At 74.0% G+C, this 22,049-nt stretch carries 23 protein-coding genes; 12 read left to right on the forward strand and 11 right to left on the reverse strand.

Going from position 1 to position 22,049, the window contains the following annotated elements; genetic code table 11:
- Positions 1–69 precede the first annotated feature (69 nt).
- From ACIDOF_RS10680 to ACIDOF_RS10705, 6 genes are all read left to right on the forward strand, one after another.
- On the forward strand, positions 70–573 hold the full coding sequence (locus ACIDOF_RS10680; protein ID WP_409005536.1) for an ATPase: 504 nt from the start codon (positions 70–72) through the stop codon (positions 571–573).
- The gene (locus ACIDOF_RS10685) at positions 570–932 is read left to right on the forward strand and encodes an ArsR/SmtB family transcription factor (RefSeq protein WP_409005537.1); all 363 of its coding nucleotides are present in this window, start codon (positions 570–572) and stop codon (positions 930–932) included. The genes ACIDOF_RS10680 and ACIDOF_RS10685 overlap by 4 nt, the downstream gene beginning before the upstream one ends.
- Positions 933–956: 24 nt before the next feature.
- Complete coding sequence (locus ACIDOF_RS10690) at positions 957–1,763, forward strand: DUF899 family protein (RefSeq protein WP_409005538.1); 807 nt, start codon at positions 957–959, stop codon at positions 1,761–1,763.
- A 29-nt stretch (positions 1,764–1,792) separates the two neighbouring features.
- Positions 1,793–2,293, forward strand: coding sequence for a hypothetical protein (locus ACIDOF_RS10695; protein WP_409005539.1), 501 nt, complete (start codon positions 1,793–1,795; stop codon positions 2,291–2,293).
- 83 nt (positions 2,294–2,376) lie between these two features.
- Positions 2,377–2,967 carry a dihydrofolate reductase family protein gene (locus ACIDOF_RS10700; RefSeq protein ID WP_409005540.1) on the forward strand — a complete coding sequence of 197 codons (591 nt, stop codon included), beginning with the start codon at positions 2,377–2,379 and terminating at the stop codon, positions 2,965–2,967.
- Positions 2,968–3,033: 66 nt separating this feature from the next.
- Positions 3,034–3,897 (forward strand): LLM class flavin-dependent oxidoreductase, encoded by an 864-nt coding sequence (locus ACIDOF_RS10705; RefSeq protein ID WP_409005541.1) that lies wholly within the window; start codon positions 3,034–3,036, stop codon positions 3,895–3,897.
- 140 nt (positions 3,898–4,037) lie between these two features.
- Here the strand turns inward: ACIDOF_RS10705 and ACIDOF_RS10710 are convergent, their stop codons facing one another.
- Positions 4,038–5,114 carry a metallophosphoesterase gene (locus ACIDOF_RS10710; protein WP_409005542.1) on the reverse strand — a complete coding sequence of 359 codons (1,077 nt, stop codon included), beginning with the start codon at positions 5,112–5,114 and terminating at the stop codon, positions 4,038–4,040.
- 238 nt (positions 5,115–5,352) lie between these two features.
- On the opposite strand from ACIDOF_RS10710, the gene ACIDOF_RS10715 reads away from it, so the two are divergent.
- Positions 5,353–6,003: a 2'-5' RNA ligase family protein gene (locus ACIDOF_RS10715; RefSeq protein ID WP_409005543.1), complete on the forward strand. Its 651-nt coding sequence runs from the start codon at positions 5,353–5,355 to the stop codon at positions 6,001–6,003.
- A 20-nt stretch (positions 6,004–6,023) separates the two neighbouring features.
- Here ACIDOF_RS10715 and ACIDOF_RS10720 read toward each other — a convergent pair whose 3' ends face one another.
- Positions 6,024–6,230 (reverse strand): DUF5988 family protein, encoded by a 207-nt coding sequence (locus ACIDOF_RS10720; protein WP_409005544.1) that lies wholly within the window; start codon positions 6,228–6,230, stop codon positions 6,024–6,026.
- Positions 6,231–6,538: 308 nt separating this feature from the next.
- Here ACIDOF_RS10720 and pucL point away from each other — a divergent pair, with 308 nt between their 5' ends.
- Positions 6,539–7,459, forward strand: a complete 921-nt coding sequence (pucL, locus tag ACIDOF_RS10725) for a factor-independent urate hydroxylase (RefSeq protein WP_409005545.1) — start codon at positions 6,539–6,541, stop codon at positions 7,457–7,459.
- Between the two features lie 164 nt (positions 7,460–7,623).
- Entirely contained in the window at positions 7,624–8,883 is a 1,260-nt protein-coding gene (locus tag ACIDOF_RS10730; RefSeq protein ID WP_409005546.1) for a nucleotide sugar dehydrogenase, read from the forward strand.
- 6 nt (positions 8,884–8,889) lie between these two features.
- Here ACIDOF_RS10730 and ACIDOF_RS10735 read toward each other — a convergent pair whose 3' ends face one another.
- From ACIDOF_RS10735 to ACIDOF_RS10775, 9 genes are read right to left on the reverse strand one after another with little or no spacing between them, the layout of a single operon-like run.
- Positions 8,890–9,303 (reverse strand): DUF6917 domain-containing protein, encoded by a 414-nt coding sequence (locus ACIDOF_RS10735; protein WP_409005547.1) that lies wholly within the window; start codon positions 9,301–9,303, stop codon positions 8,890–8,892.
- Complete coding sequence (locus ACIDOF_RS10740; RefSeq protein WP_409005548.1) at positions 9,300–10,307, reverse strand: Gfo/Idh/MocA family protein; 1,008 nt, start codon at positions 10,305–10,307, stop codon at positions 9,300–9,302. The genes ACIDOF_RS10735 and ACIDOF_RS10740 overlap by 4 nt, the downstream gene beginning before the upstream one ends.
- A complete protein-coding gene (locus ACIDOF_RS10745; protein ID WP_409005549.1) occupies positions 10,304–11,467 on the reverse strand; it encodes an Ldh family oxidoreductase in 1,164 nt (387 codons plus the stop codon). Before ACIDOF_RS10745 ends, ACIDOF_RS10740 begins: the two co-directional genes overlap by 4 nt.
- A 28-nt stretch (positions 11,468–11,495) precedes the next feature.
- Entirely contained in the window at positions 11,496–12,830 is a 1,335-nt protein-coding gene (locus ACIDOF_RS10750; RefSeq protein ID WP_409005550.1) for a M20/M25/M40 family metallo-hydrolase, read from the reverse strand.
- Positions 12,823–13,740, reverse strand: coding sequence for a sugar phosphate isomerase/epimerase family protein (locus ACIDOF_RS10755; protein WP_409005551.1), 918 nt, complete (start codon positions 13,738–13,740; stop codon positions 12,823–12,825). The genes ACIDOF_RS10750 and ACIDOF_RS10755 overlap by 8 nt, the downstream gene beginning before the upstream one ends.
- Positions 13,730–14,824: a Gfo/Idh/MocA family oxidoreductase gene (locus ACIDOF_RS10760; RefSeq protein WP_409005552.1), complete on the reverse strand. Its 1,095-nt coding sequence runs from the start codon at positions 14,822–14,824 to the stop codon at positions 13,730–13,732. Before ACIDOF_RS10760 ends, ACIDOF_RS10755 begins: the two co-directional genes overlap by 11 nt.
- A complete protein-coding gene (locus ACIDOF_RS10765; RefSeq protein ID WP_409005553.1) occupies positions 14,803–15,930 on the reverse strand; it encodes a DegT/DnrJ/EryC1/StrS family aminotransferase in 1,128 nt (375 codons plus the stop codon). Before ACIDOF_RS10765 ends, ACIDOF_RS10760 begins: the two co-directional genes overlap by 22 nt.
- On the reverse strand, positions 15,927–17,138 hold the full coding sequence (locus ACIDOF_RS10770; protein WP_409005554.1) for a DegT/DnrJ/EryC1/StrS family aminotransferase: 1,212 nt from the start codon (positions 17,136–17,138) through the stop codon (positions 15,927–15,929). The genes ACIDOF_RS10765 and ACIDOF_RS10770 overlap by 4 nt, the downstream gene beginning before the upstream one ends.
- Positions 17,138–17,668, reverse strand: coding sequence for a hypothetical protein (locus tag ACIDOF_RS10775; protein ID WP_409005555.1), 531 nt, complete (start codon positions 17,666–17,668; stop codon positions 17,138–17,140). Before ACIDOF_RS10775 ends, ACIDOF_RS10770 begins: the two co-directional genes overlap by 1 nt.
- Positions 17,669–18,064: 396 nt before the next feature.
- Between ACIDOF_RS10775 and ACIDOF_RS10780 the strand changes: the two genes are divergently transcribed.
- Genes ACIDOF_RS10780 through ACIDOF_RS10790 form a run of 3 tightly spaced genes read left to right on the forward strand, consistent with a single transcriptional unit; the run spans position 18,065 to position 22,012 of the window.
- A complete protein-coding gene (locus tag ACIDOF_RS10780) occupies positions 18,065–19,045 on the forward strand; it encodes a UbiA family prenyltransferase (RefSeq protein ID WP_409005556.1) in 981 nt (326 codons plus the stop codon).
- The gene (locus tag ACIDOF_RS10785; protein ID WP_409005557.1) at positions 19,042–20,433 is read left to right on the forward strand and encodes a protoporphyrinogen/coproporphyrinogen oxidase; all 1,392 of its coding nucleotides are present in this window, start codon (positions 19,042–19,044) and stop codon (positions 20,431–20,433) included. The genes ACIDOF_RS10780 and ACIDOF_RS10785 overlap by 4 nt, the downstream gene beginning before the upstream one ends.
- Before the next feature lies 1 nt (position 20,434).
- On the forward strand, positions 20,435–22,012 hold the full coding sequence (locus ACIDOF_RS10790; protein WP_409005749.1) for an AMP-binding protein: 1,578 nt from the start codon (positions 20,435–20,437) through the stop codon (positions 22,010–22,012).
- The last annotated feature ends 37 nt before the right edge of the window (positions 22,013–22,049 follow it).

Raw genomic sequence — 22,049 nt, forward strand, 5'->3', positions numbered from 1 at the left:
GAGTTGCAGGTTGAGGTCGGGGGCGGCCCGCACCCCGACGAAACCCGAGGACGACTCACGGAGGACGCCATGAGCGACACCGCCTACACCGAGGCCGAGCTCGACGAGCTGGACCGGATCGCCCGGCAGATCGACATCGACGCACCCGCCGAGCGGGTCTGGGACCTGGTCGCACGCCCCGGCTGGTACATCAACGACGGCGCCGTCGACGCCGAGCCCGACCTGCGGTACGAGGACGACGTGGCCGTCGTCCGGCACCCCACGCTCGGCGAGTTCCGGTTCCGCACGGTCACCCTGGACAAGCCGCGCTACGCCGCGTTCCGCTGGATCGGCACCCCGTACCGCGACGGCTCGACGCCCTCCACCCTCGTCGAGTTCTGGATCGACGAGCGGGATGGCGGCGGCGTGACGCTGCGCGTCGTCGAGAGCGGCTTCTCCGGGCTCGCCGACGACCCGGCCGCCTGGCTCAAGGAGCGCGAGGGCAACGACAAGGGCTGGCTCGTCGAGCTGGAGGCCGCGAAGACGTACGTCGAGAAGGGCGCCCCGGACGCGCGGCAGCAGGCCCGCCCATGAACACACAGCTCCCCGTCATGTGCGCCGCACTCGGCGAACCGATGCGCTGGGAGATCCTCACCCGGCTCGGCGAGGGCCCCATGTCGGCGTCCGCGCTGGCCCGGGTGCTGCCGGTCAGCCGGCAGGCGATCGGCAAGCATCTGGAGGTGCTGCGCGAGGTCGGCCTGGTCGAGTCGGAGCAGCGCGGGCGGGAGGTCGTCCACCTCGCCGTCGGCGCCCGACTCGGCGCGCTCGCCCGGGAGTTGGACCGCATAGGCCGCTCCTGGGACACCCGCCTCCTGCGCATCAAGGAACTGGCGGAACGCCCGCCCCACGACAACGACAACGACAACGAGGACGAGGACAGCCCGACCCCCTGACGGCCTACCAGGATTGGACCCATCATGTCCGAGTACGACAGCGGGACAACCTCCGCCCGGAACAGCTCCGCTCTTCCGCCCGTCGTCGAACGGGCCGTGTTCCAGGCCGAGTTGGACAAGCTGCGGGAACGCGAGAAGGCGCACACGCGGGAGGGCGACGCGATCGCCGCGGCCCGGCGGCGGCTGCCCATGGTCGAGGTGGACGCGAGCCTCGAACTGACCGGCCCGGGCGGCCGCCCGGTCACCCTCCTCGACGCGTTCGAGGGCCGCCGCCAGCTCGTCGCGTACTACCTCATGTGGCACGAGGGCCAGGACGCGGCCGGGCAGTGCGAGGGCTGCACCTGGGTCACGAGCCAGGTGCAGGAGCTGTCCTATCTGCACTCCCGCGACATCACGTACGCCGTCTTCTGCCAGGGCCCGTACGAGGAGAGCCGCCGCTACCGGGACTTCATGGGCTGGGAGGTGCCCTGGTACTCGGCCCTCCCGTCGCAGGAGCGGCTGCTCGTGGGGCGGCACGTCGGCATGATGCACCTGGTCGGCTACCTGCGCGACGGCGACCGCGTCTTCGAGACGTACTGGACGACCCGGCGCGGCGTGGAGGCCATGGACTACAGCTACGCGCTGATGGACCTCACCGTGTACGGGCGGCAGGAGCTGTGGGAGGACTCCCCGGAGGGCTGGCCGCGCGTCCCGTCCACCCCGCCGGAGCACGAGCTGCGCACTGACGGACGGCCCATCCCGCAGTGGTCCCGGCTCGCGGCCGGGCACTCCGACGACCTCGGCGCCGCCCAGGAGCCGTCGGCGGACCGCAAGCCCCACGGCTGCCACTGACCGGTCCGCGAAGAAGGAGAACCGCCACGATGGACACCACCGCGCTCCGCGACGCCTGCACCGCGCTGCTCGACGCCGCCGCCACCGTCGCCGGATCCGGTGACCCGAACCCCGCCCCGCCGGACGGCGAGTGGAACGCCGACCAGATCCTGGCGCACGTCGCCCTCGTCAACGCCGCCACCGTCAACGCCGTCTCCTCCGCCGCCGGCGGGGCCGTCACGACGTACGACAACCGGGCGGCGCAGGACGCCTGGACCCTCGACCGCGTCATCACGCTCTCCGGCGGCAACGCGGGGCTCCGCGAACGCATCCGCCACCAGGCGGACGCCCTGTGCGCGCTCGGCGGGCCGATGCTCAGCGAGACCGAACTCGACACTCCGGTGCCCGCGCTGCTCCTGTCCCACGGCAAGGTCCTCGTCGACCGGCCGCTGCCCCTCAGAGACATCCTCACCGGCCTCGCGGAGGCCGAACTGCCCGGCCACACGCGACAGCTCCTGGCGCTCCTGCCGGACGATCAGAAGCCGAGCTGAGCGCCGACGCGGTGCGCGGGCGGGCACCGATGAGTTCGTGCCGTCCGCGCGGTCTGACCTGTAGGAGCATCCAGGAGGACCGCATGAGCACCGTGTACACGCACATGACGATGTCGCTCGACGGCTACATCGCCGACCCCGACGACGGCATCGACGAGCTGTTCGGCTGGTACCAGGCCGGCGACGTCGCCGTGCCGACCGCCGACGAGGGTCTGACGCTCCGCGTCGACCCGGACAGCGCCGAGGTGCTGCGCGGCTTCGTCTCCGGCACCGGCGCCCTCGTCTGCGGACGCCGACTCTTCGACATCACCGACGGCTGGAACGACAACCACCCGGTCGGCGCCCCGGTCGTGGTCGTCACCCACCGCCCACCCGAGGACACGAAGAAGTGGCCGCGTACGACGTTCGCCGGCAGCGTCGAGGAGGGCGTCGCGCGGGCCAAGGAGATCGCGGGCGGCAAGGACGTCAGCATCGCCAGCGCCGACATCGCACGGCAGGCGGTCGACCTCGGCCTGGTCGACGAGGTGCAGGTCAGCCTCGTACCCGTGCTGCTCGGCCGCGGCATCCCCTACTTCGCCGAACTCACCGGCGCACCGCACCACTTCGACGACCCGGTCGTCGTCCAGGGCAAGGGCGCCACGCATCTGCGGTTCCGGGTGCGGCGGGCGGAATAGGCCCGTCGGCGGAGCGCGGCCGGGAATGCGATTGTCCCGCCCGTGGCGGTCGCCCATCCTGCTGTGATGCGCTTCTCCGTCAACATCCCCAACTTCGGTGACTTCGCGGACCCCCGCAACGTCGCGACGGTCGCGGCCGCCGCCGAACAGGCGGGGTGGGACGGGCTGTTCGTCTGGGACCACGTCCTGCACCGGCAGCACCAGGGGCGGCCGTTCGGCGACCCGTGGATGCTGCTGACCGCGGCGGCGCTCGCGACCTCCCGGATCCGGCTCGGCCCGCTCCTGACCCCGGTCCCCCGCTACCGCCCGCAGCAACTCGCCCGCCAAGTGGCCACCCTGGACCGGCTCAGCGGCGGCAGGGTGACCTTCGCCGCCGGTCTGGGCGGCCCGATCGACGACGAGTACGCCGCCTTCGGCGACACCGCCGACCCGCGCATCCTCGCCGAACGGCTCGACGAGGGCCTCGGCCTGCTGGCCCGCTTCTGGTCCGGCGAGCCGGTGGACCACCGCGGCCCGCACTACGCGGCCCGGGACGTGACGCTCCTCCCCGCCCCCGTGCAGCGGCCCCGCCCGCCGGTGTGGATCGGCGGATTCTGGCCGCGCCGGCCACCGATGCGGCGGGCCGCCCGCTGGGACGGCGCGGTGCCCCTCTTCGAGACGGCCCGGCACGGGCACGTACCGGACGTGGCGGAGGTCCGCGACCTCGTGGCGTACGTGCGCGAGCACCGTACGGCCGAGACCCCGCACCCCTTCGAGCTCGTCCTCGGCGGCGCCACCCCCGCCGACCCGGCCAGGGCCAGGGACGTGATCGGGCCCCTGCACGACGCGGGCGCCACCTGGTGGGACGAGCGCCAGATCCAGACAGGCCCGGACCTGGACCGCCTGGCCCCGGTCCTGCACCGCGTGGAGGCGGGCCCGCCGAGGCTCTGACGGTCCGCACGGCCTGAAAGTCGGCCCGACGACCCGCACGGCAGCGGCCGAACGCGCCCCGGCGCCACGGTTCTTGAATCCCGAACTTCAGTCGCTTGGGTCGCTTCGGTCGCTGCACTCGCGGCGGCGACCGACCGCGCTCAGCCCCCGACCCGGTCCCTCCGCACATGCCGATACGCATGCGTGTACGCCCCCGACTCCGGGTCGACGGTGTACGCGTCGGTGACGACCCGGTCGGCGTCGATCGACAGCATCATGAAGCCCAGCGTGTCGTACGCCTCCCAGAACGCCTTGTTCTGCGCGTCGGCTGCCCGGCCCTTGGACTTGGCGGCGGCGCCGCAGACGATCTGCTGGGTGCCCCGGTAGTCGGCGCCCGTGTCGAGGATCTGCAGGGTGTGGTCGTGGCCGGAGAGGATGAACTCGGCCTTCCCGCACACCACTTCCTCGTACAGCTTCTTGACGTGCTTGCCGCTGAGGTAGTCGCCGCAGGTGATGCCCTCGTACGCGCCCGCGTTGCCGTGGGTGCCGTTGTTGCGCAGCGGGTGGTGGGCGAAGACGAACTTCCAGCGGGCCTTGGACGCGGCGAGGGACTCGGCCAGCCAGGCGCGCTGCTTCTGCGCGAACGGGCCGTTCCAGTAGTACTCGGGGTCGGTCTGCAGGACGTACGAGGACAGCGGCGTGGTGTCGAGGGCGAAGAACTCGGCGACCGGGGCCTGTCGGGGGACGGCGACGGAGTAGTGGCGGTCGGGCATGTACCAGCGGGCCGAGTGGTGGTGGTAGGCCACCTCGTGGTCGCCGCGGGAGGGGCGGCCGCCGCTGCCGGGGATGACGCCGCTGGTGTCGTGGTTGCCGAGCACCATCAGCCACGGCACGTCGATGCCCTGGTTGGGCTCCTCGAACTTGGTGGCGAACTCGTCGTCCAGGACGTCCTCGGGGCCGTTCTCGTAGATGTTGTCGCCGAGCCCGATCGCGAGGTCGACGCCGCGCTCCTCGCACAGCTTGCGCGCGGCCGCGGCGACCGCGTACTGCTCCGGCTTGCCCGTGCCCGCGTCCCCGGTGAGCAGCACGTTCAGCTCGCGCTTGTCGGGTATCGGGAACTTGCCCGTGCCGCTCTCGGCGGCCACCGCCTGCCGTCCGACCGCGCCGAGCGCGACCGCCGTGCCCACCCCGCCGACGCCCGCGAGCATCGCGCGCCTGCTGATTCCCCGTACCGGCATTCCCGTCCCCTTCATCCCTGCGCCCTTCATCCCTGCGCCCTTCGTGAGCGGTCGTCGCACAGATGATCCCGGGAAGGTGAACATTGTTCTACTGTCGTGGGGTGGCTCGGTGAATCCCGTCGGGCGCCGGTCCGGGGCAAACCGGCACGTCGCGTACGAATTGACGGGCCGTCAGGGTTCTGCGGTGTCGCCTCGGCCAGCTCCCGCCACCAGGGAGGCTCGGCCCCACCATGGAGGCATGGACCCCCGCACGACCCCCCGCACGCCCCTCGGCCCCCTGGACGTCGCGCCGACCGCGCGCACCGCGCTCGCGTGGATTCCGCCGCTCGGGACGTGGCCCGCGATCCAGGGCCTCCGGCAGGAGTACGACCCGCAGATCCGCCGCTGGCCCCCGCACGTCAACGTGCTCTTCGGCTTCGTACCGGAGGACGACTTCCCGCAGGCGCTCCCGCTCCTCGCCCAAGTCGCCGCGGAGACAAGGGAGTTCGGGGCGCGACTGTCCGGCGTACGGATGTTCCGGCACCGGGCGTACTCAACTGTCTGGCTCGACCCGGCCGCCGCGGGGCGGGAGCCCTGGCAGGGGGTGTACGAGGCGCTGGTCGAGCGGTTTCCCCGGTGCCGCGGACGGCACCGGGGCTTCACGCCGCACCTCTCGCTCGGCCGGGCCCGCGACCCGCGACCCGTCGTCGCCGCGTGCACGGCCCGGCTCGACGCCATGACCACGGAGGTCGACGAACTCGTCCTGCTGTCCCGGCGCGGCGAGGGTCCCATGCGCCCGCGGGCCACGGTCGCGTTGGGCAGCGGAGAGGTGCGTACGTACGAAGGGGACGCGGACGCGGAGGACGTCGCGCGGCGGGCGCAGGCGCGGCTCGACGCGCGGGCGGACTGACCCCCGTACCCGCCCTGCCCCTACGAGGCCATCTCGGTGCGTTCCCACCACTCGTACACGGGGAGCCGGCCCTGCGCGGTGTCCGCCTCGCGCCGGGTCGGGCGGAAGTGCTCGTAGCCGTTGCGGAACTCGATCTTCAGGTCTTCGCCGGGCGTGCTGATCTCGACGATCCGCTCGGGCAGTTCCTGCGGGCCGCCCTCGAGGAGTGCCTTGTCTGTCTCGGTCATGCCCTCACGGGTTCCCGTGGCGTCACACGGCGTCGCGGACCGGGCGGAAGATCAGTCGTGTGGGCCAGCGCGCGCGGGGCGCCGGCGCGGGCGAAAGCGCAGTTCCAGGGCCCGAACCCTTCCCGGAACCGCACCCGTTGTGCTCCAATCGACGCCGACACCTACGGACCGGGATGCCAGTCAGTCCCGGGGCGGCCCGTTCTGCGCGGGCCGGACGGCGGGGAGCGGCTCCTGTTGCGGGGGCGCTGGACGCCGGGCGTACGGGATCCGGACACCACAGGAATCCACGTACCCGAAGGAATCGCACCATGAGCAAGTACGTGCTCGGGCAGAACCAGTACGGCAAGGCCGAGAACCGCATCGTCAGGATCGAGCGCAAGGGCAACGAGGGGTCCTGGCACGAGGTCCGCGACCTCAACGTGTCCGTCGCCCTGCGCGGCGAGTTCCGCGACGTCCACCTCACCGGCGACAACGGCAACTGCCTGCCGACCGACACCACGAAGAACACCGTGTACGCCTTCGCCAAGGAGCACGGTGTGTCCTCGCCGGAGGACTTCGGCACCCGGCTCGCCCGGCACTTCGCGAGCTCGCAGAGCGTCATCCACGAATCGCAGGTGCGCGTCGAGGAGTTCGCCTGGGACCGGATCCCGGTGCCGACGCGCAGGGACCAGCACTCGTTCGTGCGCAGCGGCCGGGAGGTGCGGACCAGTCAGGTCACGTTCAACAAGCACACCGGGCAGCTGCAGATCGTCTCGGGCCTGAAGGACCTGACCGTGATGAACTCGACCGGCTCCGAGTTCCACGGCTACATCAAGGACGAGTACACGACGCTGCAGGAGGCGTACGACCGGATCCTCGCGACCAAGGTCACCGCCCGCTGGGCCTACTCCGCGGCCGCCGCGGCCGACCCGGACACCGACTGGGACCGGCTCTACCGGAAGGCCAGGCAGCACATGCTGGAGGCGTTCGCGGAGACCTACAGCTACTCGCTGCAGCAGACCCTCAACGCCATGGCCGAGCGGATCATGGACCACTGCCCGCAGATCAACGAGGTCCGCCTCAACCTGCCGAACAAGCATCACTTCCTCGTGGACCTGGAGCCGTTCGGCCTGAAGAACGACAACGAGGTGTACTTCGCCGCGGACCGCATGTACGGCCTGATCGAGGCCACCGTCCACCGCGACGGCATCGCCCCGGTCATCGCCACCAGCGACTGGATCACCGCCTGACCGTCCTTCCCCTCCCCCACCTCGCCTTTTCTCCCGTCTGACCCGACGTGACCCGGCCCGGCATATGCGGATTTATCCGTACTGGAGTGCACCATGGTCACCGCGACAGCGTCGGCTCCGAGGGCAGCACCACTCGGACGGGGAGAGGAAGAGTGGGAACACGCATGGAACGCCGTTCGCTGGTCGTCGTGGGGCTCGGGTACGTCGGACTGCCGCTCGCCGTGGCGGCCGCCGGGGCCGGGTGGCGGGTGCACGGCCTGGACAGCGACGCGGAGCGGGTGCGCGGCCTCTCGCTCGGCCTCAGCCATGTCGACGACGTCGGCGACGCGGACGTACGGGAGGCCCTCGGCCGGGGTTTCACCGCGACCTCGGACAGCGCCTGCCTCGCGTCCGCCGACGTCGTCGTGATCTGCGTGCCGACCCCGCTGCGGCAGTCCGTGCCCGACCTGACGGCGGTGTGCGCGGCGGGGTCGGCGGTGGCGGAACGGCTGCGGCCGGGCGCCCTGGTGGTGCTGGAGTCGACCACGTACCCGGGCACCACCGTCGAGGTGCTGCTTCCGTTACTGGAGGCCGGCGGGGCCCGGCAGGTCGGCGTGGACTTCCATCTGGCGTTCTCGCCGGAGCGGATCGACCCGGGCAATCCGTCGTTCACGCTCGCCAACACCCCGAAGGTCGTCGGCGGAGTCACCGAGGGCTGTACGCACGCGGCGACCGCGTTCTACGCGGACCTGGTCGGCGAGGTCGTGCCGGTCAGCTCCCCGGAGGTGGCGGAGATGTCGAAGCTCCTGGAGAACACGTACCGGCAGGTGAACATCGCGCTGGTCAACGAAATGGCCGTGTTCTGCCACGAGTTGGGCGTCGACCTGTGGGAGGCGATCGACGCGGCGGCGACGAAACCGTTCGGGTTCACACCGTTCCACCCGGGGCCGGGCGTGGGCGGGCACTGCATTCCCGTCGACCCCGGCTATCTCTCGCACCGGGTGCGCGGGCTCGGCTACCCGTTCCGGTTCGCGGAGTTGGCGCAGGAGATCAACGACTCGATGCCGCGCCATGTGGTCGGCCGCGTCGCCGAGTTGCTCAACGACGGGGGCCGCAGCCTGCGCGGCGCCAAGGTGCTGCTGCTCGGCGCCACGTACAAGGCGGACGTGTCCGACGAGCGGGAGTCGCCGTGCCGGGCGGTCGCGGAACGCCTGGCCGCCGCCGGGGCGGAGGTCGCGTACCACGACCCGTACGTGCCAACCTGGTTGATCGGCGGGCGGCTGCTGCGGTGCGTGCCGGACGCCGAACGGGCCGCGGCGGAGGCCGACGTGACGGTGCTGCTGCAGGCGCACCGCGGCTACGCGCTCGACCGGCTCGTCACCGCGTCCCGGCTGTTCTTCGACACCCGGGGCCGGGTCACCGGCAAGAAGGTCGCCCGCCTGTAGGGCAGTTCACGGGCCGCTGTTCTGCTCGAAGCGGATTTCCGTCTCCGGCTTCAGGTCCAGGTCGCGGCCGGTGACCGGGTGGGGCGCGGAGACGATGACGTTGTAGTGGTTGGGGAAGTGGCAGGCGTCGAAGCCGAGCACGGTGCCGATCTCCCGGCCGCCCGCGAACACCCGGTCGCCGCGGTCGAGCACCCCGGCGCAGCCCAGCTCCACGAACCCGAGGAACCCGACCCGGTCGACGCGCGCCCCGGCCGCCGGGTCGGTGTGGTCGGTGGTGAGCAGTTCGTGCACCTCGCCGCGGCGCACACAGCGGCTCGCGTACGGTTCGAGCGTCATGCCGCGCGCGTCGAGCCGGTGCACCAGGACCTTCACGAGCGCGCCGTGCACCGGCCGTTTCGCGCCGTCCTCCGCGGGGTTCACGCCGGGACCTCCTGGGCGTGCGGGTCGGCGTCGGCATCGGCGCCGGCTTCGGCATCGGCGTCGGTGGCTCGGGCGTAGCACTCGGCGACGAGCTCGGCGACGGCGAGTCCGTCGGGTGCGGGCCCGGTACGCGGAGCCTCGCCCCGCACCGTACGGACGAAGTCGTCGAGGACGCCCACGTACTCGTGCCACAGGGAGCCCTTGAACTCGGGGTGCCCGTCGAGCATGTCGGCAGTCAGCAACTGGCCGTCGGCGAGGCGGAGTCGGAGGGTCTTGCGCTCGCCGGGGTAGGACCAGTCGAGCTCGACGTGGGCCGTGGCGCCGGTCGTGGGGGCGGTGAGGCGGAGGCGGGCGGCGCGGTCCACGCCGTGCGGGTCGCGCCGCAGCACGGCCTCGTCGACGCGCAGGTCGTCGCCGAGGACGAGGCGGACGAGGTCGAGGGCGTTGGGCCCGTTGTCGGCGAGGCAGCCGCCGCCGCAGCGGGCCGGGTCCAGGTACCAGGTGTCGCGCCCGGCGTGCTCCTCGATCATCTCCTCGTACCGCACGGTCAGCGCGACCACCGGGTTGTCCTGCGGCAGCCGGTCGAGCAGGGCGCGCACGGGGGCGTTGTAGCGGCGGTGGAAGGACGTGAAGAGGGGAAGGCCCTGCTGCTGCGCGTACCGGGTGAGGCGGCGGGCGTCGACGGCGTCGACGGCGAGGGGTTTCTCCACGCACACCGCCCGCCCGGCGCGCAGGGCGTCGTGGCAGACCGCCGGGTGGGCGTCGTTGGGGACGTTGACGACGACCGCGTCCACGTTCTCGTCCCGCAGCAGCTCCCGGTGGTCGTCGTAGCGCGCGATGTGCGCGGGCAGTGCGTCGTACGTGCCGGGGTCGCGGTCGCAGACGGCGGTGAGGACGGCGTGCGGGGACCGTTCGAGGGCGGCGAGGTGGAAGCGGGAGATGACGCCGAGGCCGATCATGCCGATGCGCAGGGGCGGGTGGCTGAGGGGCGGGTGGCCGGTCATGCGGGGGCTCCTTCGCGTACGGGCCGGGGGTTCGGCGCCGCGGCCGGGAACGGCAGGCCCGACTTGCCTGCCAGGGCGAGCAGTTCGCGGTGGAGGGCCGGGGCGAGCGGGACGCCGTGGGCGAGGCGGTCGAGGCCGCGGCGGTGTTCCCACCAGCCGGGGTAGGCGACCGGCTCGTCGGCGTCCAGCGGCGGGCAGTCGAGCAGCGCGCCGAACAGGCCGGTGGCCGCGCCGAGGAACGCGTCCTCGGAGCGCAGCCGGGCGGGGGCGACGGCGAGCAGCAGATGGCCGACGTCGTCGTCCGGCTCGTCGCGGGTGTCGTGGTGCGGCCCGATGCCCGCGCCGGGAAGGAGCGCGGACAGCACTTCGACGAGCAGGCCGAGCCCGTACCCCTTGTACGCGCCCGTCTCGGGGTCGCCGCCCAGCCAGCGAAGGCGGGCCTCGCCCCGGTCGTACGCCGCCGGGTCGGTGACCGGTGTGCCGTCGGCGCCCTCCAGCCAGCCCTCCGGGACGGGCTCACCGGCGCGGGCGGCGGCGCGGATGCGGCCGGTGGGGACGACGGTGGTGCTCATGTCCAGCGTGAACGGCGGGTGGTGACCTGCCGGGGCGGCGAGCGCGAGCGGGTTGGTGCCGAGCATCGGGGCGGCGGTGCCGGGCGGCGGGGCGAGGCGCTGCCGTCCGCAGTTGGCGGTGGCGAGGCCGATCATGTCGTGGTCGACGGCGCGCAGCGCGTGGTGCCCGGCGCAGCCGAAGTGCGTGCCGCCGCGCACCGACACCATGCCGATGCCGTGCGTGCGGGCCCGCTCGACGGCCAGCTCCATCGCCTCGACCGCCGACCACAGGCCGAGCGCGCGCCGGGCGTCGACGAGGACGGCGGGGCCGGTGTCGCTGAGGCGGACGGGCTCGGCGGCCGGGTCGCAGCGGCCGGAGTCGAGGAGCGGCAGGTAGAGGCGGGTGAGGTTGGTGACGCCGTGCGTGGTGAACCCGGTCAGGTCGCCGTGGCACAGCGCCTCGGAGGCCGTACGGGCCCTGCCCTCGGGGAGTCCGCGGGCGCGCAGGACGGCGGTGACGAAGTCCCGGAGTCCGGCGTAGGGGACGCGGACTTCGGTGTCGGGGAGGGGAGTCGGGGGCGTGGTGGCCGCCGGGGCGGTGGTCGTCACTGGGCGGGGGCCTTTCAGGAGTGGGCCTTCACGAGCGGGACGGGTCGGTACGGCGGGCGAACGCCACGAGCAGTCGGGCCACCTCACCGGCGTACCGGTCGAGTTCGGCCAGGTCGGCGTACTCGCCGTCGGCGTGGGCGCGGTTGGTGTCGAGGGCGCCGGGGCCGAGGACGGCGGTGTAGGTGTCGGGGACGCCGGCCATCCAGAGGGCGTCGCAGGTGAAGGCCGGTTCGCGGTCGGGCCAGCGGGTCAGCCCGCAGTCCCGCTCGAGCAGCTTCTCGGCCCAACTCCCGTCGCCGGTCGGCCCGTTGAGGGCGGGCAGGCCGCGCTTCAGCCACCGTACGGACGTGATCGCGGACGCGTCCCGGGCGGTGCGGGCGAGTGCGGGGAGGTGGTGGGCTCCGGCGCGGAAGGCGGCCAGGCCCTCGGCGAGGGTGCGGTGGAGGGCGGCCTCGGCGGTGCGGGCGCAACCCGGGTCCGGGTAGGCGATGTTGAGGAGCAGTCGGCCTGTTCCGTACACCTTGTTGTGCCGGTCGCCGGTGTGCAGGCCGGCCACGCACACCCGCGCCCCGTGCGCCCGCGCGGGCAGGGCGACGGCGAGGTGGTGGGCGAGGTGGCCGAGCAGGGCGGTGGCGTTGTGCCCGGCCTCGGGGCGGTCGTCGATCGCGTCGTCGCCGTGCACCTCGACGCAGGCGGTCATGGCGGCCGTGGTGCGCGGCAGGAAGCGGTGGCCGGTGGGTTCGCAGAAGACGTTGAGGCGTCCGACGTGGCCCTCCTGAACGAGCGGCCGGGTGCCGAACGTGCCCATCGCGCCGCCCTCCTCGCCCGCCACGGCCTGCACGAGGACCCCGACCCGCGAGCCGATCGCGTCGTCGGCGGCGCACGCGGCGCGGATCCCGGCGAGCAGGGCGACCGCCGGGCCCTTGGCGTCGATGGCGCCGCGCCCGCTGAACCGGGCGCCGTCGAAGGCGGGCGGCCACCAGCCGGCCACGGTGTCGAGGTGCACGTTGAACATCACGGTGTCGCGGCGGGGCAGCCCTGCGGGCCCGAGGCGCAGCAGCAGGCTGGGCTGGCAGTCGAGGAACCCGGGCGTCGCCTCCGCGCACTCCCGCACGGACGCGGGGACGCCATCGCGCGCGAGCACGTCGCCCGACGGCGCGGCGTGCCGTACCACCGTCATCCCCAACTCCCGGGCAGCGGCGGCGTATTGGTGTCCGGCGTCCCACAGCCGTACGGGTTCGGTGGCGCCGCCGGTCTCCAGAGGGCCCGCGGTGGGGGTGGCGAGGAGGCAAAGGAGCAGGTCGCGGTCGGCGGGGGTGAGGGCGGCGTGCCGGGCCGTGACGGTCAGGGTCTGCTCAGCCATGCCCGCCACTCCCGTGGGCCGCCGGTACGGCGACGGCGACGACCTCCTTCGCGACGAACCGCTCCAGCTCCCGCCCGTACGCGACGAACGCCGCCGGGCCGTCGGCGTCGCGGCTGTCGGTGCCGTCGTGCGGGCGGAGGCGGGTGTGCGGCTCGATGGACCAGGTGCCGCGCCAGCCGCCGCGCAGCAACAGGCCCAGGCATTCGCGGAGTTGGGCGGCGCCCTGCCCGGGGAGGGTGTAGACGGCCTCGCCGGGGCCGGTGGGCAGGGCGTCCTTGATGTGCACGTGGTCGACGAAATCGACGACGGCGGCGAGGAGTTCGGTGGCCGCGTAGCCGTACGGGACGCCGTTGCCGGTGTCGAAGAGGAGCCGCAGGGCGGGGCTGTCGACGCGGGCGAGGAGGTCGAGCATCCGGTCGGCGCGCGTCCCGGCCCAGCCGGCGCAGTTCTCGTGCAGCAGGACGAGCCCGGCGTCCTCCGCCTGCCGGGCCAGGACGGTCATGCGCTGCTCGACGCGGCGGGCCCACTCGGGCTCGGCGAGGCCGTCGTTCGGGTACGACATGACGCGGACGTACCGGGTGCCGAGGGCGGGACAGCGGCGGGCGAGGGTGTGCAGCTCGTCGGTGTCGCGCGCGAACGGGCCGGTGACGGGGCGGCTCCAGTCGGCGATGCGCGAGTCGACGCACACCACGTCCGTGCCGGTGGCCGCGAGCTGTTCGGTGAGGGCGCCGAAGGCCAGGTCGTCGAGGTCGGCGAGCGCACGGCCGTCGACGGTGCGCAACTCGACGGCGTCCCAGCCGAGTCGGTGTACAGCGGCGAGCTGGTCGGCGAGCGCGGGCGCGGCCTCGTCGCCGATGCCGGCGTAGCGGATGCCGGGCGGCGGGGCGGCCGGGCGGATGTCAGCCGGCATGGCGGGCGGCCTCCTGGTGGCGGGTGCGGGGCGGGTCGGCGAGCGCCAAGTGCCGGGCGTCGCCGAGGAGTTCGGCGGTACGGATGTGCAGCCGCAGGTCGTCGGCGCGTCCGTGCCCCGAGTCGTCGTCGGCGAACGCCCGGTAGGCGTGCGTGAGGCACCGCGACAGGGCGTCGTCGGCGAGCAGCTCCCGTACGTGGCCGTCGGGGCCGTGGACGTCGAGCTGGGCGATGTCGTCGTCCTGGGCGACCGGGTAGTGGCCGACGAGCCGGGTGCCGTCGGCGGTGTGCACGGTGATGCGGCGCCTGCGGACCGGGGAGGTGAGGTCGCAGTCGACGAGGCTGTGCAGGCCCGAGGCGTGCCGGAGGGTGAGGCGGGCGCCGCCCATGTGCGGGACGACGTCCCCGCCGTACCGCAGGTCGGTGCAGGTCGCGGAGTGCACCTCGGCGTCCCCGGCGAGGCGAAGGAGGACGCCGAGGGCGTGCGGGATCTCCACCTGGAAGGCGTCGGTGTGGCCGGAGTTGGTGAGGGTGCGGCGGAACCGGGACTTGTGCTGGGTGACGGTGACCGCGCGGACGCCCGCCGGGCCGCCGGTCAGGTCGGCGATCCGGTCGGTGAGGGCGCTGTGCAGCCACGGCGACACGACACGGACGTGCAGGCCGTGCTCGTCCACCGCGTCGAGGACCTGGCGCAGGGCGGTGCGGTCGGTGGCGATCGGCTTCTCTACGAGGAACCGCCGGTAGCCGAGCCGTGCGGCCTCCGCGAGCAGGGCGCCGCGTACGGCGGGCGGGGTGCACAGGTGGACGACCGTGCCGTCCGGGTCGAGGCTGCGGCGGGCGTCCCGCAGGGAGCCGACGACGTGCAGTCCTTCCGTGGCAGCGGCGGCCGGTGCGCGGGCCGGGTCGACGCCCAACACGGGCTGCCGGGCGAAGAGTTGGGGGTGGGTGGTGCGGGCGCGGCGCAGGACGGGCAGGTGGAGTCCTGTCCCGGCGCGCCCGAGTCCGATGAGCAGCGTGCGGAGCACGAAGGGCTGTCCCTTGCGGTCGGAGGGTGGGTGGTGGCTCAGCGCGCGGCGAACGCGCACACCGTGTCCGCGATGTGCTCGACCTCCGCGTCCGTGAGCCGCGGGTGGACGGGGAGGGCGAGCTGGCGGCGGCTCGCGGCGAGCGCGTGCGGCCAGGTCCGCCCCTCGGGTGCGAAGCGGGCGAACGCCGGCTGGTGGGGCAGGGGCTGCGGGTAGTAGACGTGGCTGTCGACGCCGTGCGCCGCCAAGTGGGCCTGGAGGGCGTCGCGTTCGTCGGCGAGCAGTGAATACACGTAGTGGCAGCGGCCGTTGCGGCCCGGCGGCGGCGGGGTGATGCCGTGCTCGGCGAGCGGGGTGAAGCGCTCGGTGTAGTGCTCGGCGATCCGCGCGCGGCGTTCCAGACGGCCCGGCAGTCCGGGAAGGCGGTGCAACTGGAACGCGGCAAGGAGCTCGTCGAAGCGGCTGTTGCGGCCGATCCGCTGGTGCACGAACCGCTGCCCCTCCTGCCCGTGGTTGCGCAACGCCCTCACGGCGCGGGCGAGTTCCGGGTCGTCGGTCACGACCGCGCCGCCCTCCCCCGCCGTGCCGAACGTCTTGACCTGGACGAACGAGAACACGCCCGCCTCGCCCCAGGTCCCGGCGGGCCGGCCGTCGAGCACGCCGCCCTGCGCGACGGCCGAGTCCTCCACGAGCCGCAGCCCGTGCCGCCCGGCGATCTCCCGCATCGCCGGCATGTCCGCCATCACGGAGAACATGTGCGCCGGCATCAACGCCTTCGTACGGGACGTGACGGCCGCTTCGACGCACGCCGGGTCGACCACCGTCGTCAGCGGGTCGACGTCCGCGAAGACCGGGGTGGCGCCGACCTCCACGACGGTGTTGCCGAGCGGGGCGCAGCCGTACGCGGGGACGATCACCTCGTCGCCGGGGCCCACGCCCATCGCGGTCAGGACGAGGGTGAGCGCCGACGTGCCGCTGGAGCAGGCCACCACGTGGGCGGCGCCCAGGGTTTCGGCCAGGGCGTCCTCGAAGGCGGCGGTGCGCTCGCCGAGGATGAACTTCTGCCCGGGGACGGTGCCGGTGGCGCGGACCAGGTCGAGCAGCACGTCGCGGTCGTCCTCGAACAGGTCGGGGGCGAAGAACGGGATGGTTCCCTGCCGGGTCATGCCGCGGCCCTCCCGGTGTAGTAGCGGCGGATCAGGTCGCAGACCGTGTCCACGTCGGCGGTCGTCAGGTCGGGGTGCAGCGGCAGCGCGAGGGTGCGCTCGCAGGCGGTCTCGGCGTGCGGGAACTGCCCCTGCTTGTAGCCGAGTTCGGCGAAGCAGGGCTGGAGGTGGAGCGGCGTCGGGTAGTACGTCTCGGTGCCGACGCCGTGCTCCGCGAGGTGTGCGGCGAGGCCGTCCCGCCGCTCGGCCTCGACGAGGTACACGTAGAACACCGGGTCGGTCGGGGCGTCGTACCGGGCGAGGGTGGGCAGCCGGAGCAGGCCGGGGACGTCGCGGAGGCGTTCGGTGTAGGCGTCGGCGAGGGCGCGGCGGCGGCGTACGGCGTCGGCGAGGCGGGGCAGCTTCGCGAGGAGGACGGCGGCCTGGAGGTCGTCGGCCTTGCTGTTGACGCCGTTGAACGCGGTGGTGTGGTTGATGCCGGGGAAGTGGCCGAGGGTGCGGCCCGCGCGGCCGTGGTGGCGCAGCGCGGCGGCGGTCTCCGCGATGCGCGGGTCGTCGGTGAGGATCGCGCCGGCGTCGCCGAGGGCGCCGAGGGTCTTGGTCGGGAAGAACGACAGCACGCCGCCCGCGCCGAGCAGGCCCGCGTGCACGCCGTCCCAGCGCATGCCGATCGCCTCGGCGCTGTCCTCGACGAGGGTGAGGCCGTACCGTTCGGCGACCCGGGCGAGCGCGGCCATGTCGGCCATCTGGCAGAACAGGTGCACCGGCATCAGCGTCGTGGTGCGCGGCGTGACGGCGTCGGCGGCGGCCCGCGGGTCGATCGCGTACGTCACCGGGTCGATGTCGGCGAACACCGGCCGGCCGCCGGCCAGGACCACGGACGAGGCGGTCGCGATGAAGCTGAACGCGGGCACCACCACCTCGTCGCCCGGCTGCAGCCCGGCCGCGCGCAGCAGCAGCACGAGCGCGTCGGTGCCGCTGTTGACGGCCACGCAGTGCCGCGCCCCGGTGAACGCGGCGAGCGCCTCCTCCAGGCGGCCGACCTGCCGCCCGTGCGAGAACTTGCCGTCGTCCAGGACCTCTTCGACCCGGGCGCGGATCTCGGGCCACAGCTCCTCGAACGTGGCGGCCTGACTGAAGAACGGCACGGGACGCTCGCCCGGTGTCCGGTCGGTGGGCGCGGGGTGCGCGCTGGGCGCGGCTGTCATCAGGGGGTCTCTTCCTTGCCGGGACGTCGTCGTACGGAGGCTGCGGGGCGGGACACGGGGACGGGGGCGGAGTCGGGGTCGGAGGCGCGGGTGGGCGGGGTTCGCTGCGGTGGGCCGTAGGTCGTGAGGAGGGCGACCGCCGCGCACGCCACGGGGGCCGCGAGGGAAAAGAGCTGCAGGGCCTCCTCCGCGCCGAACGGGCGGCCCAAGTGGGCGCCGTGGAACACGAGATGGGCGACGCAGAAGACCAGCGTCGACGCGGCGGCGGCCCGCACCAGCTGGGGCTGCACGCTGTACGCGGCGCAGGCGCAGAGCACGCCGAGGGCGAGGCCGGCGGCGCCGGTGTCGTGCAGGAGGTGCTCGTTGTAGGGCGGGAACCCGGCGACCCACGGGTGCCCGGGGACGGGGTAGGTGCCGTAGAAGTGCGCCGGCCACAGCAGCGCCCACAGGCCCGGCAGGCCCTGGGCGGCGGCGAGCAGCAGGAGGGCGGCGCGGGCCGCTCGCCGACGGGCGCCTGCGCGGTCGTACATCCCACTCCCTCTTTTTTCTCGCGGCAGGGCCGGTCACGTTCCGGAAATGCGGCACCCCATTCACTGAAACACCGGAGGAACGCTATTCACCCGGCGTCGGCGCCCGAATCGTACCGATGCCGAAATATGCGGGCGGCTTGCGACACGGGGATGTGCCGTGGGCCGTGACAGGGTCCGGACCTGCGTATTCGCCCATCGGGGCGAACCGCACCGCCACACCCGTACGCGGGCACTTCCGGGCCGTAGAGTCCCCCGTGGCCTGTCCCCTGCCGCCCGGAATTCGGCAGGTTCCGCTCGGCACACCGAAATCCGCATTCCCTCTTCAATTTCGCGCGGCGCCCGCATGCCCGCACGCGCGCAGAAGTCCCCGTACGGAAAAGGAAAGGAACCGGGCCGATGACGACCCGCGCCGAGGAGGCCCCGCGCCTCGCACCCGGCGGTCCCGCGGCGGAGAGCAAGCTCCGCAGCTACGCCCGCCTGGGCAAGCTCGACGTCTACGACTACTACCCGGCGATGGCCGTGGCCCTCTCGGCGGCGCTGCCGCTGCGGCCCGCGACGGTGTCCGGGGCGCTCGCGGCCACGGCGCTGTTCCTGCTCGGCGCGGTCTTCGTGATCATGTCGGGCACGGCCTTCGACGACGTGACCGGCTACCGCGACGGCAGCGACACCACCAACTACGGGCCCGACGACCCGCTGCGCGACAAGCGCCGCAAGCCGCTGGTCGCCGGGGCGCTGACGGTGCGTGAGGCGCTCGGCTTCGCCTGGCTCACCGCGCTGACCGGTGCCGTCCTGTGGGCCGCGGCGGTCGCGGCCGCCCCGCACCGGCCCGGGTGGGCGGTGGCGGTCACGGCCGCGCTGTTCGTGGTGTCGCTGCAGTACTCGTACGGCCTGAAGATCAGCTACCACGGGTTCCAGGAGGCGTTCCTGTGCGGGCTCGGGGTGGGGCTTGTGCTCGCGCCGTACGGGCTCGTCGCCGGGGAGTTCTCCGGGTTCGTGCTCGTGCAGGCCGTGCTGTTCGGGTGCGGGCCGCTGCTGTGCGGGGTGTACTCCAACACCAACGACATCCCCGGCGACCGGGCCGTGGGCCGTCCCACCGCGGCCTGTCTGCTGTCGCCGCGCGGCAACGCCCTGTTCGTGGGGGCGCTGTCCTGCGCCGAGTTCCTGCTCGGCGCGGCCGCGTCGGCCACCGGTCTCGCCCCGTGGTGGTTCGTGCTCCTGATGCTGCCGGTGACGGGGCTGCGCGTCCGCCAGTACGTCACCGGCTTCCGCCGCGGCGACATCCTGCGCGCCCGCAGGCTCGGCTTCCGCACCCACCGGGTGTGCTTCCTGCTGCTGATCGCCGCCAACCTGCTCACCGCCCTGGAGGTGTCCCGATGAGCCCCGACCTGGACGTGGCCGTGGTCGGCGCCGGCGTCGCCGGACTGACCGCCGCCCACGAGCTGCGCCGCGCCGGCCTGACGGTGCGGGTCTTCGAGGAACTGCCGTACGTCGGCGGCCGGATGCACACCGTACGGCGCCACGGCTACGTCATCGACGAGGGCGCCGAGCAGCTGCCCGAGCGCGGCTACCGCGCCACCTGGGAACTGCTCGCCCGGCTCGGCGTGACCGGCCGTGAGGTGCCGCGGATCGGGAAGGCGTGCCTCGGCATGTGGCGGGACGGCCGCGCCCACCCCGGCATGGCCGACGCGGCGGCGCTCGTCACCGGCGCCGGGCTCTCCCCACGGGCCCGGCTCGACCTGGCCCGGCTGCTCGCCTGGACGGCCCGGCACCACCGCCGCTTCGACCTCGACCGGCCGGAGCGCTCCCCGCTCGGCGCCCGTACCGTCGCGTCGTTCGCGCGCCGCTTCCACCCCGATCTGCACGACTACCTGCTGCAGCCCGTCGCCTCCGGGTTCTTCGGCTGGGACGTGGCACGGTGCGCGGCGGCCCCGCTGGTCGCCCTGATGCGGGAGGCGGGTCCGGTGTCCGGCTGGCGCACCTACCACGACGGCATGGACCTCCTCGCCCGCCGCCTCGCCGCGACCCTCGACGTCGCCACCGCCACCCCGGTGCACGAAGTCACCGACACCGGCCGGGAGGTACGGCTGCACGGGCCGGGCGGCGCCGTCACCGCGCGGGCCGCCGTCCTGGCCGTGCCGGCGCCCGTGGCGGCCCGCCTGCACCCCGGGGCGCCGGCCGACGAGCGGGCGTTCCTCGACGCGTGCACGTTCGCCCCGTTCCTGAAGGTCAGCTGCCTCCTCGACCGGCCGCTGCAGGCCCCGTCACCGCGCCCGCTGTACGCGCTGTTCACGCCGGACCCCGAGGACGACATGCTCGCCGGGATCACCTTCGACCACAACAAGCACCCCGGCCGCGCGCCCGTCGGCAAGGGCCTGGTCGCCCTGGTCGCCGACGCCCGCCGGGTGCCCGAACTGCGGGCCGACGACCCGGAGAAGACCGCCGACCGGCTCGTGCGGGCCGCCACCCGCTACCTGCCCGGCCTGCCCGACGCGCTCCGCGGCCACGTCGTGCACAGCTTCGCGCACGCCCTGCCCGAGGCCACGCCCGAGGCGCTCGCGCTGCGCCCCGGCTTCGCGGCCCGCGCGCCGCGCCCCGTCGAGTACGCGGGCGACTGGGCGGCGCTGTGCCCGGCCTCCGAGTCCGCCGTACGGTCCGGGGCGCTGGCCGCCTCCCGGGTCCTCGCCCGCCTGCACCCCTCCCCCACGGCCGCCGCCCGCCCGGCCGCCGTCCACGTACCGAGGAGCGACCGCCTTGAGACCGCATGACATGGGCGTCCTGTTCGACGAGTGCGCGGCCCGTGGCACCCGCACCGCCGTCCACCTCGACCGGCCCTTCGACATCGCCCCGGACGGCGGCACCCACTGGACGGTGCCCCAACTCGCCGCTCTCGTACGGGAGTCGGCGGGACGGCTGGCCGCGGCGGGGGTGCGGGCCGGGGACCGGGTGGCGATCGTCAAGGACAACCACTGGGACTACGACCTGCTCGCCTGCGCCGCCGTACGCCTCGGGGCCGTGCCCGCGCAGCTGTCCGCGCACCTGTCCGGCGAGGCCCTCGGCACGCTGCTGCACCGGCTCGCCCCGAGGCTCCTCGTCACCTCGGCCCGGGTCCTGGAACGCGCCCGGCGCGAGGACTGCGGCCCGGCCGCCGCTGCCGCCGCCACCTACGTCGTGGACGCGGACGGCGTGCCCGGCACGCTCGGCCCCGCCGACGTGCGCGGCGGTCGCGCGCCCGGGCCCGTGCGGCGGGACGACGACGCGCCGCTGATCGTCCACCACACCTCGGGCACCACCGGCGTCCCGAAGCTGGTCGTGCACTCCGCGCGCACCATCATCGGCAAGCTGGCCCGCTTCGAGGCCGTCCGCTACCCGAGGATCGGGGTGCGCCGCACCGACACCGTCCTCAACGCCAACGCGTACTCCCACGGGCGCACGTTCTGCTGGACCGCCACCGCGCTGTGCCTGGCGCCCGCCCGCATCCTCGTCCTCACCGACGACGACCCGCTGCGCGCCGACCCGCTGCTGCGCGCCCACCCGCCCACCGTCGTCGAGGCCCTGCCGTCCGCGTACGTGCGGCTGCGGCCGCTGACCGGGCGCCTCGACAACGCGTTCCGCGACGTACGGCTCTTCACCAGCACCTACGACGCCGTGCACCCGCCGACGATCCGCGCCTACCTGACGGCCAGCCGGCACCGCAGTCCGCTGTGGATGCAGGGCTGGGGCCAGACCGAGACGGGCCCGCTGACGTTCCGCTTCCACACCCGCACCGCCGACGGCCACCTCGGCGGGCCCGGGGTGCGCAACCTCGGGCGGCCCGTGCCGGTCAAGACCCGGCTGCGCGTCGTCGACCCGGAGACGCTCCGGCCGGTGCCGCGCGGGAAGTCCGGCCTCGTCCTCGCCCGGACCGCGGCCCGTGCGCTCACCTATCTCGGCGAGGAACACCGGTGGTCCGCCAAGCAGTTCGGCGACTGGTGGAACACCGGCGACATCGGCGTGCACCGCCGCGACGGCAGCGTCGAACTCCTCGACCGCGAGGTCGACCACGGCGACCGGCTGAGCTGCCTGAGCACCGAGGACCTGATCGAGGACCGGCTGCCGCAGGCCCTGGAGTGCATCGTCCTCACCGGCACGGACGGCCCGCCCCTGCCCGTCGTCGTCACCGCCGACGGCAGCCTCGACGCGCAGAGGTGGCGGGAGGCCGTGCGCGAACTGCCGCCGCTCGCCGACCCGGTGGCGCTCGCCTGGGACGACGTGCCGCGCACCGGCACCGGCAAGGTCCGCCGCGCCGCGCTCCTGCAGCAGCTCACCGGCACGGCGGCGACGGGCGGCACCGGCCGCTGGACCTGACCACCGCCACCCCTCACCCCGACCCCACCGCTACCGC

The organism is Streptomyces sp. Da 82-17 (assembly GCF_046098215.1).
Taxonomy (GTDB): Bacteria; Actinomycetota; Actinomycetes; order Streptomycetales; family Streptomycetaceae; genus Streptomyces.

Excerpts from the sequence above, each read along its gene's own strand:
- ACIDOF_RS10785 (WP_409005557.1), top strand. The coding sequence starts at position 19,042 with ATGAGCCCCGACCTGGACGTGGCCGTGGTCGGCGCCGGCGTCGCCGGA.
- ACIDOF_RS10790 (WP_409005749.1), top strand. The coding sequence starts at position 20,435 with ATGGGCGTCCTGTTCGACGAGTGCGCGGCCCGTGGCACCCGCACCGCC.
- ACIDOF_RS10775 (WP_409005555.1), bottom strand. The coding sequence starts at position 17,668 with ATGTACGACCGCGCAGGCGCCCGTCGGCGAGCGGCCCGCGCCGCCCTC.
- ACIDOF_RS10770 (WP_409005554.1), bottom strand. The coding sequence starts at position 17,138 with ATGACAGCCGCGCCCAGCGCGCACCCCGCGCCCACCGACCGGACACCG.
- ACIDOF_RS10705 (WP_409005541.1), top strand. The coding sequence starts at position 3,034 with ATGCGCTTCTCCGTCAACATCCCCAACTTCGGTGACTTCGCGGACCCC.
- ACIDOF_RS10780 (WP_409005556.1), top strand. The coding sequence starts at position 18,065 with ATGACGACCCGCGCCGAGGAGGCCCCGCGCCTCGCACCCGGCGGTCCC.
- pucL (WP_409005545.1), top strand. The coding sequence starts at position 6,539 with ATGAGCAAGTACGTGCTCGGGCAGAACCAGTACGGCAAGGCCGAGAAC.
- ACIDOF_RS10680 (WP_409005536.1), top strand. The coding sequence starts at position 70 with ATGAGCGACACCGCCTACACCGAGGCCGAGCTCGACGAGCTGGACCGG.
- ACIDOF_RS10755 (WP_409005551.1), bottom strand. The coding sequence starts at position 13,740 with ATGCCGGCTGACATCCGCCCGGCCGCCCCGCCGCCCGGCATCCGCTAC.
- ACIDOF_RS10765 (WP_409005553.1), bottom strand. The coding sequence starts at position 15,930 with ATGACCCGGCAGGGAACCATCCCGTTCTTCGCCCCCGACCTGTTCGAG.
- ACIDOF_RS10695 (WP_409005539.1), top strand. The coding sequence starts at position 1,793 with ATGGACACCACCGCGCTCCGCGACGCCTGCACCGCGCTGCTCGACGCC.
- ACIDOF_RS10710 (WP_409005542.1), bottom strand. The coding sequence starts at position 5,114 with ATGCCGGTACGGGGAATCAGCAGGCGCGCGATGCTCGCGGGCGTCGGC.
- ACIDOF_RS10750 (WP_409005550.1), bottom strand. The coding sequence starts at position 12,830 with ATGGCTGAGCAGACCCTGACCGTCACGGCCCGGCACGCCGCCCTCACC.
- ACIDOF_RS10720 (WP_409005544.1), bottom strand. The coding sequence starts at position 6,230 with ATGACCGAGACAGACAAGGCACTCCTCGAGGGCGGCCCGCAGGAACTG.
- ACIDOF_RS10690 (WP_409005538.1), top strand. The coding sequence starts at position 957 with ATGTCCGAGTACGACAGCGGGACAACCTCCGCCCGGAACAGCTCCGCT.
- ACIDOF_RS10700 (WP_409005540.1), top strand. The coding sequence starts at position 2,377 with ATGAGCACCGTGTACACGCACATGACGATGTCGCTCGACGGCTACATC.
- ACIDOF_RS10740 (WP_409005548.1), bottom strand. The coding sequence starts at position 10,307 with ATGACCGGCCACCCGCCCCTCAGCCACCCGCCCCTGCGCATCGGCATG.
- ACIDOF_RS10715 (WP_409005543.1), top strand. The coding sequence starts at position 5,353 with ATGGACCCCCGCACGACCCCCCGCACGCCCCTCGGCCCCCTGGACGTC.
- ACIDOF_RS10685 (WP_409005537.1), top strand. The coding sequence starts at position 570 with ATGAACACACAGCTCCCCGTCATGTGCGCCGCACTCGGCGAACCGATG.
- ACIDOF_RS10730 (WP_409005546.1), top strand. The coding sequence starts at position 7,624 with ATGGAACGCCGTTCGCTGGTCGTCGTGGGGCTCGGGTACGTCGGACTG.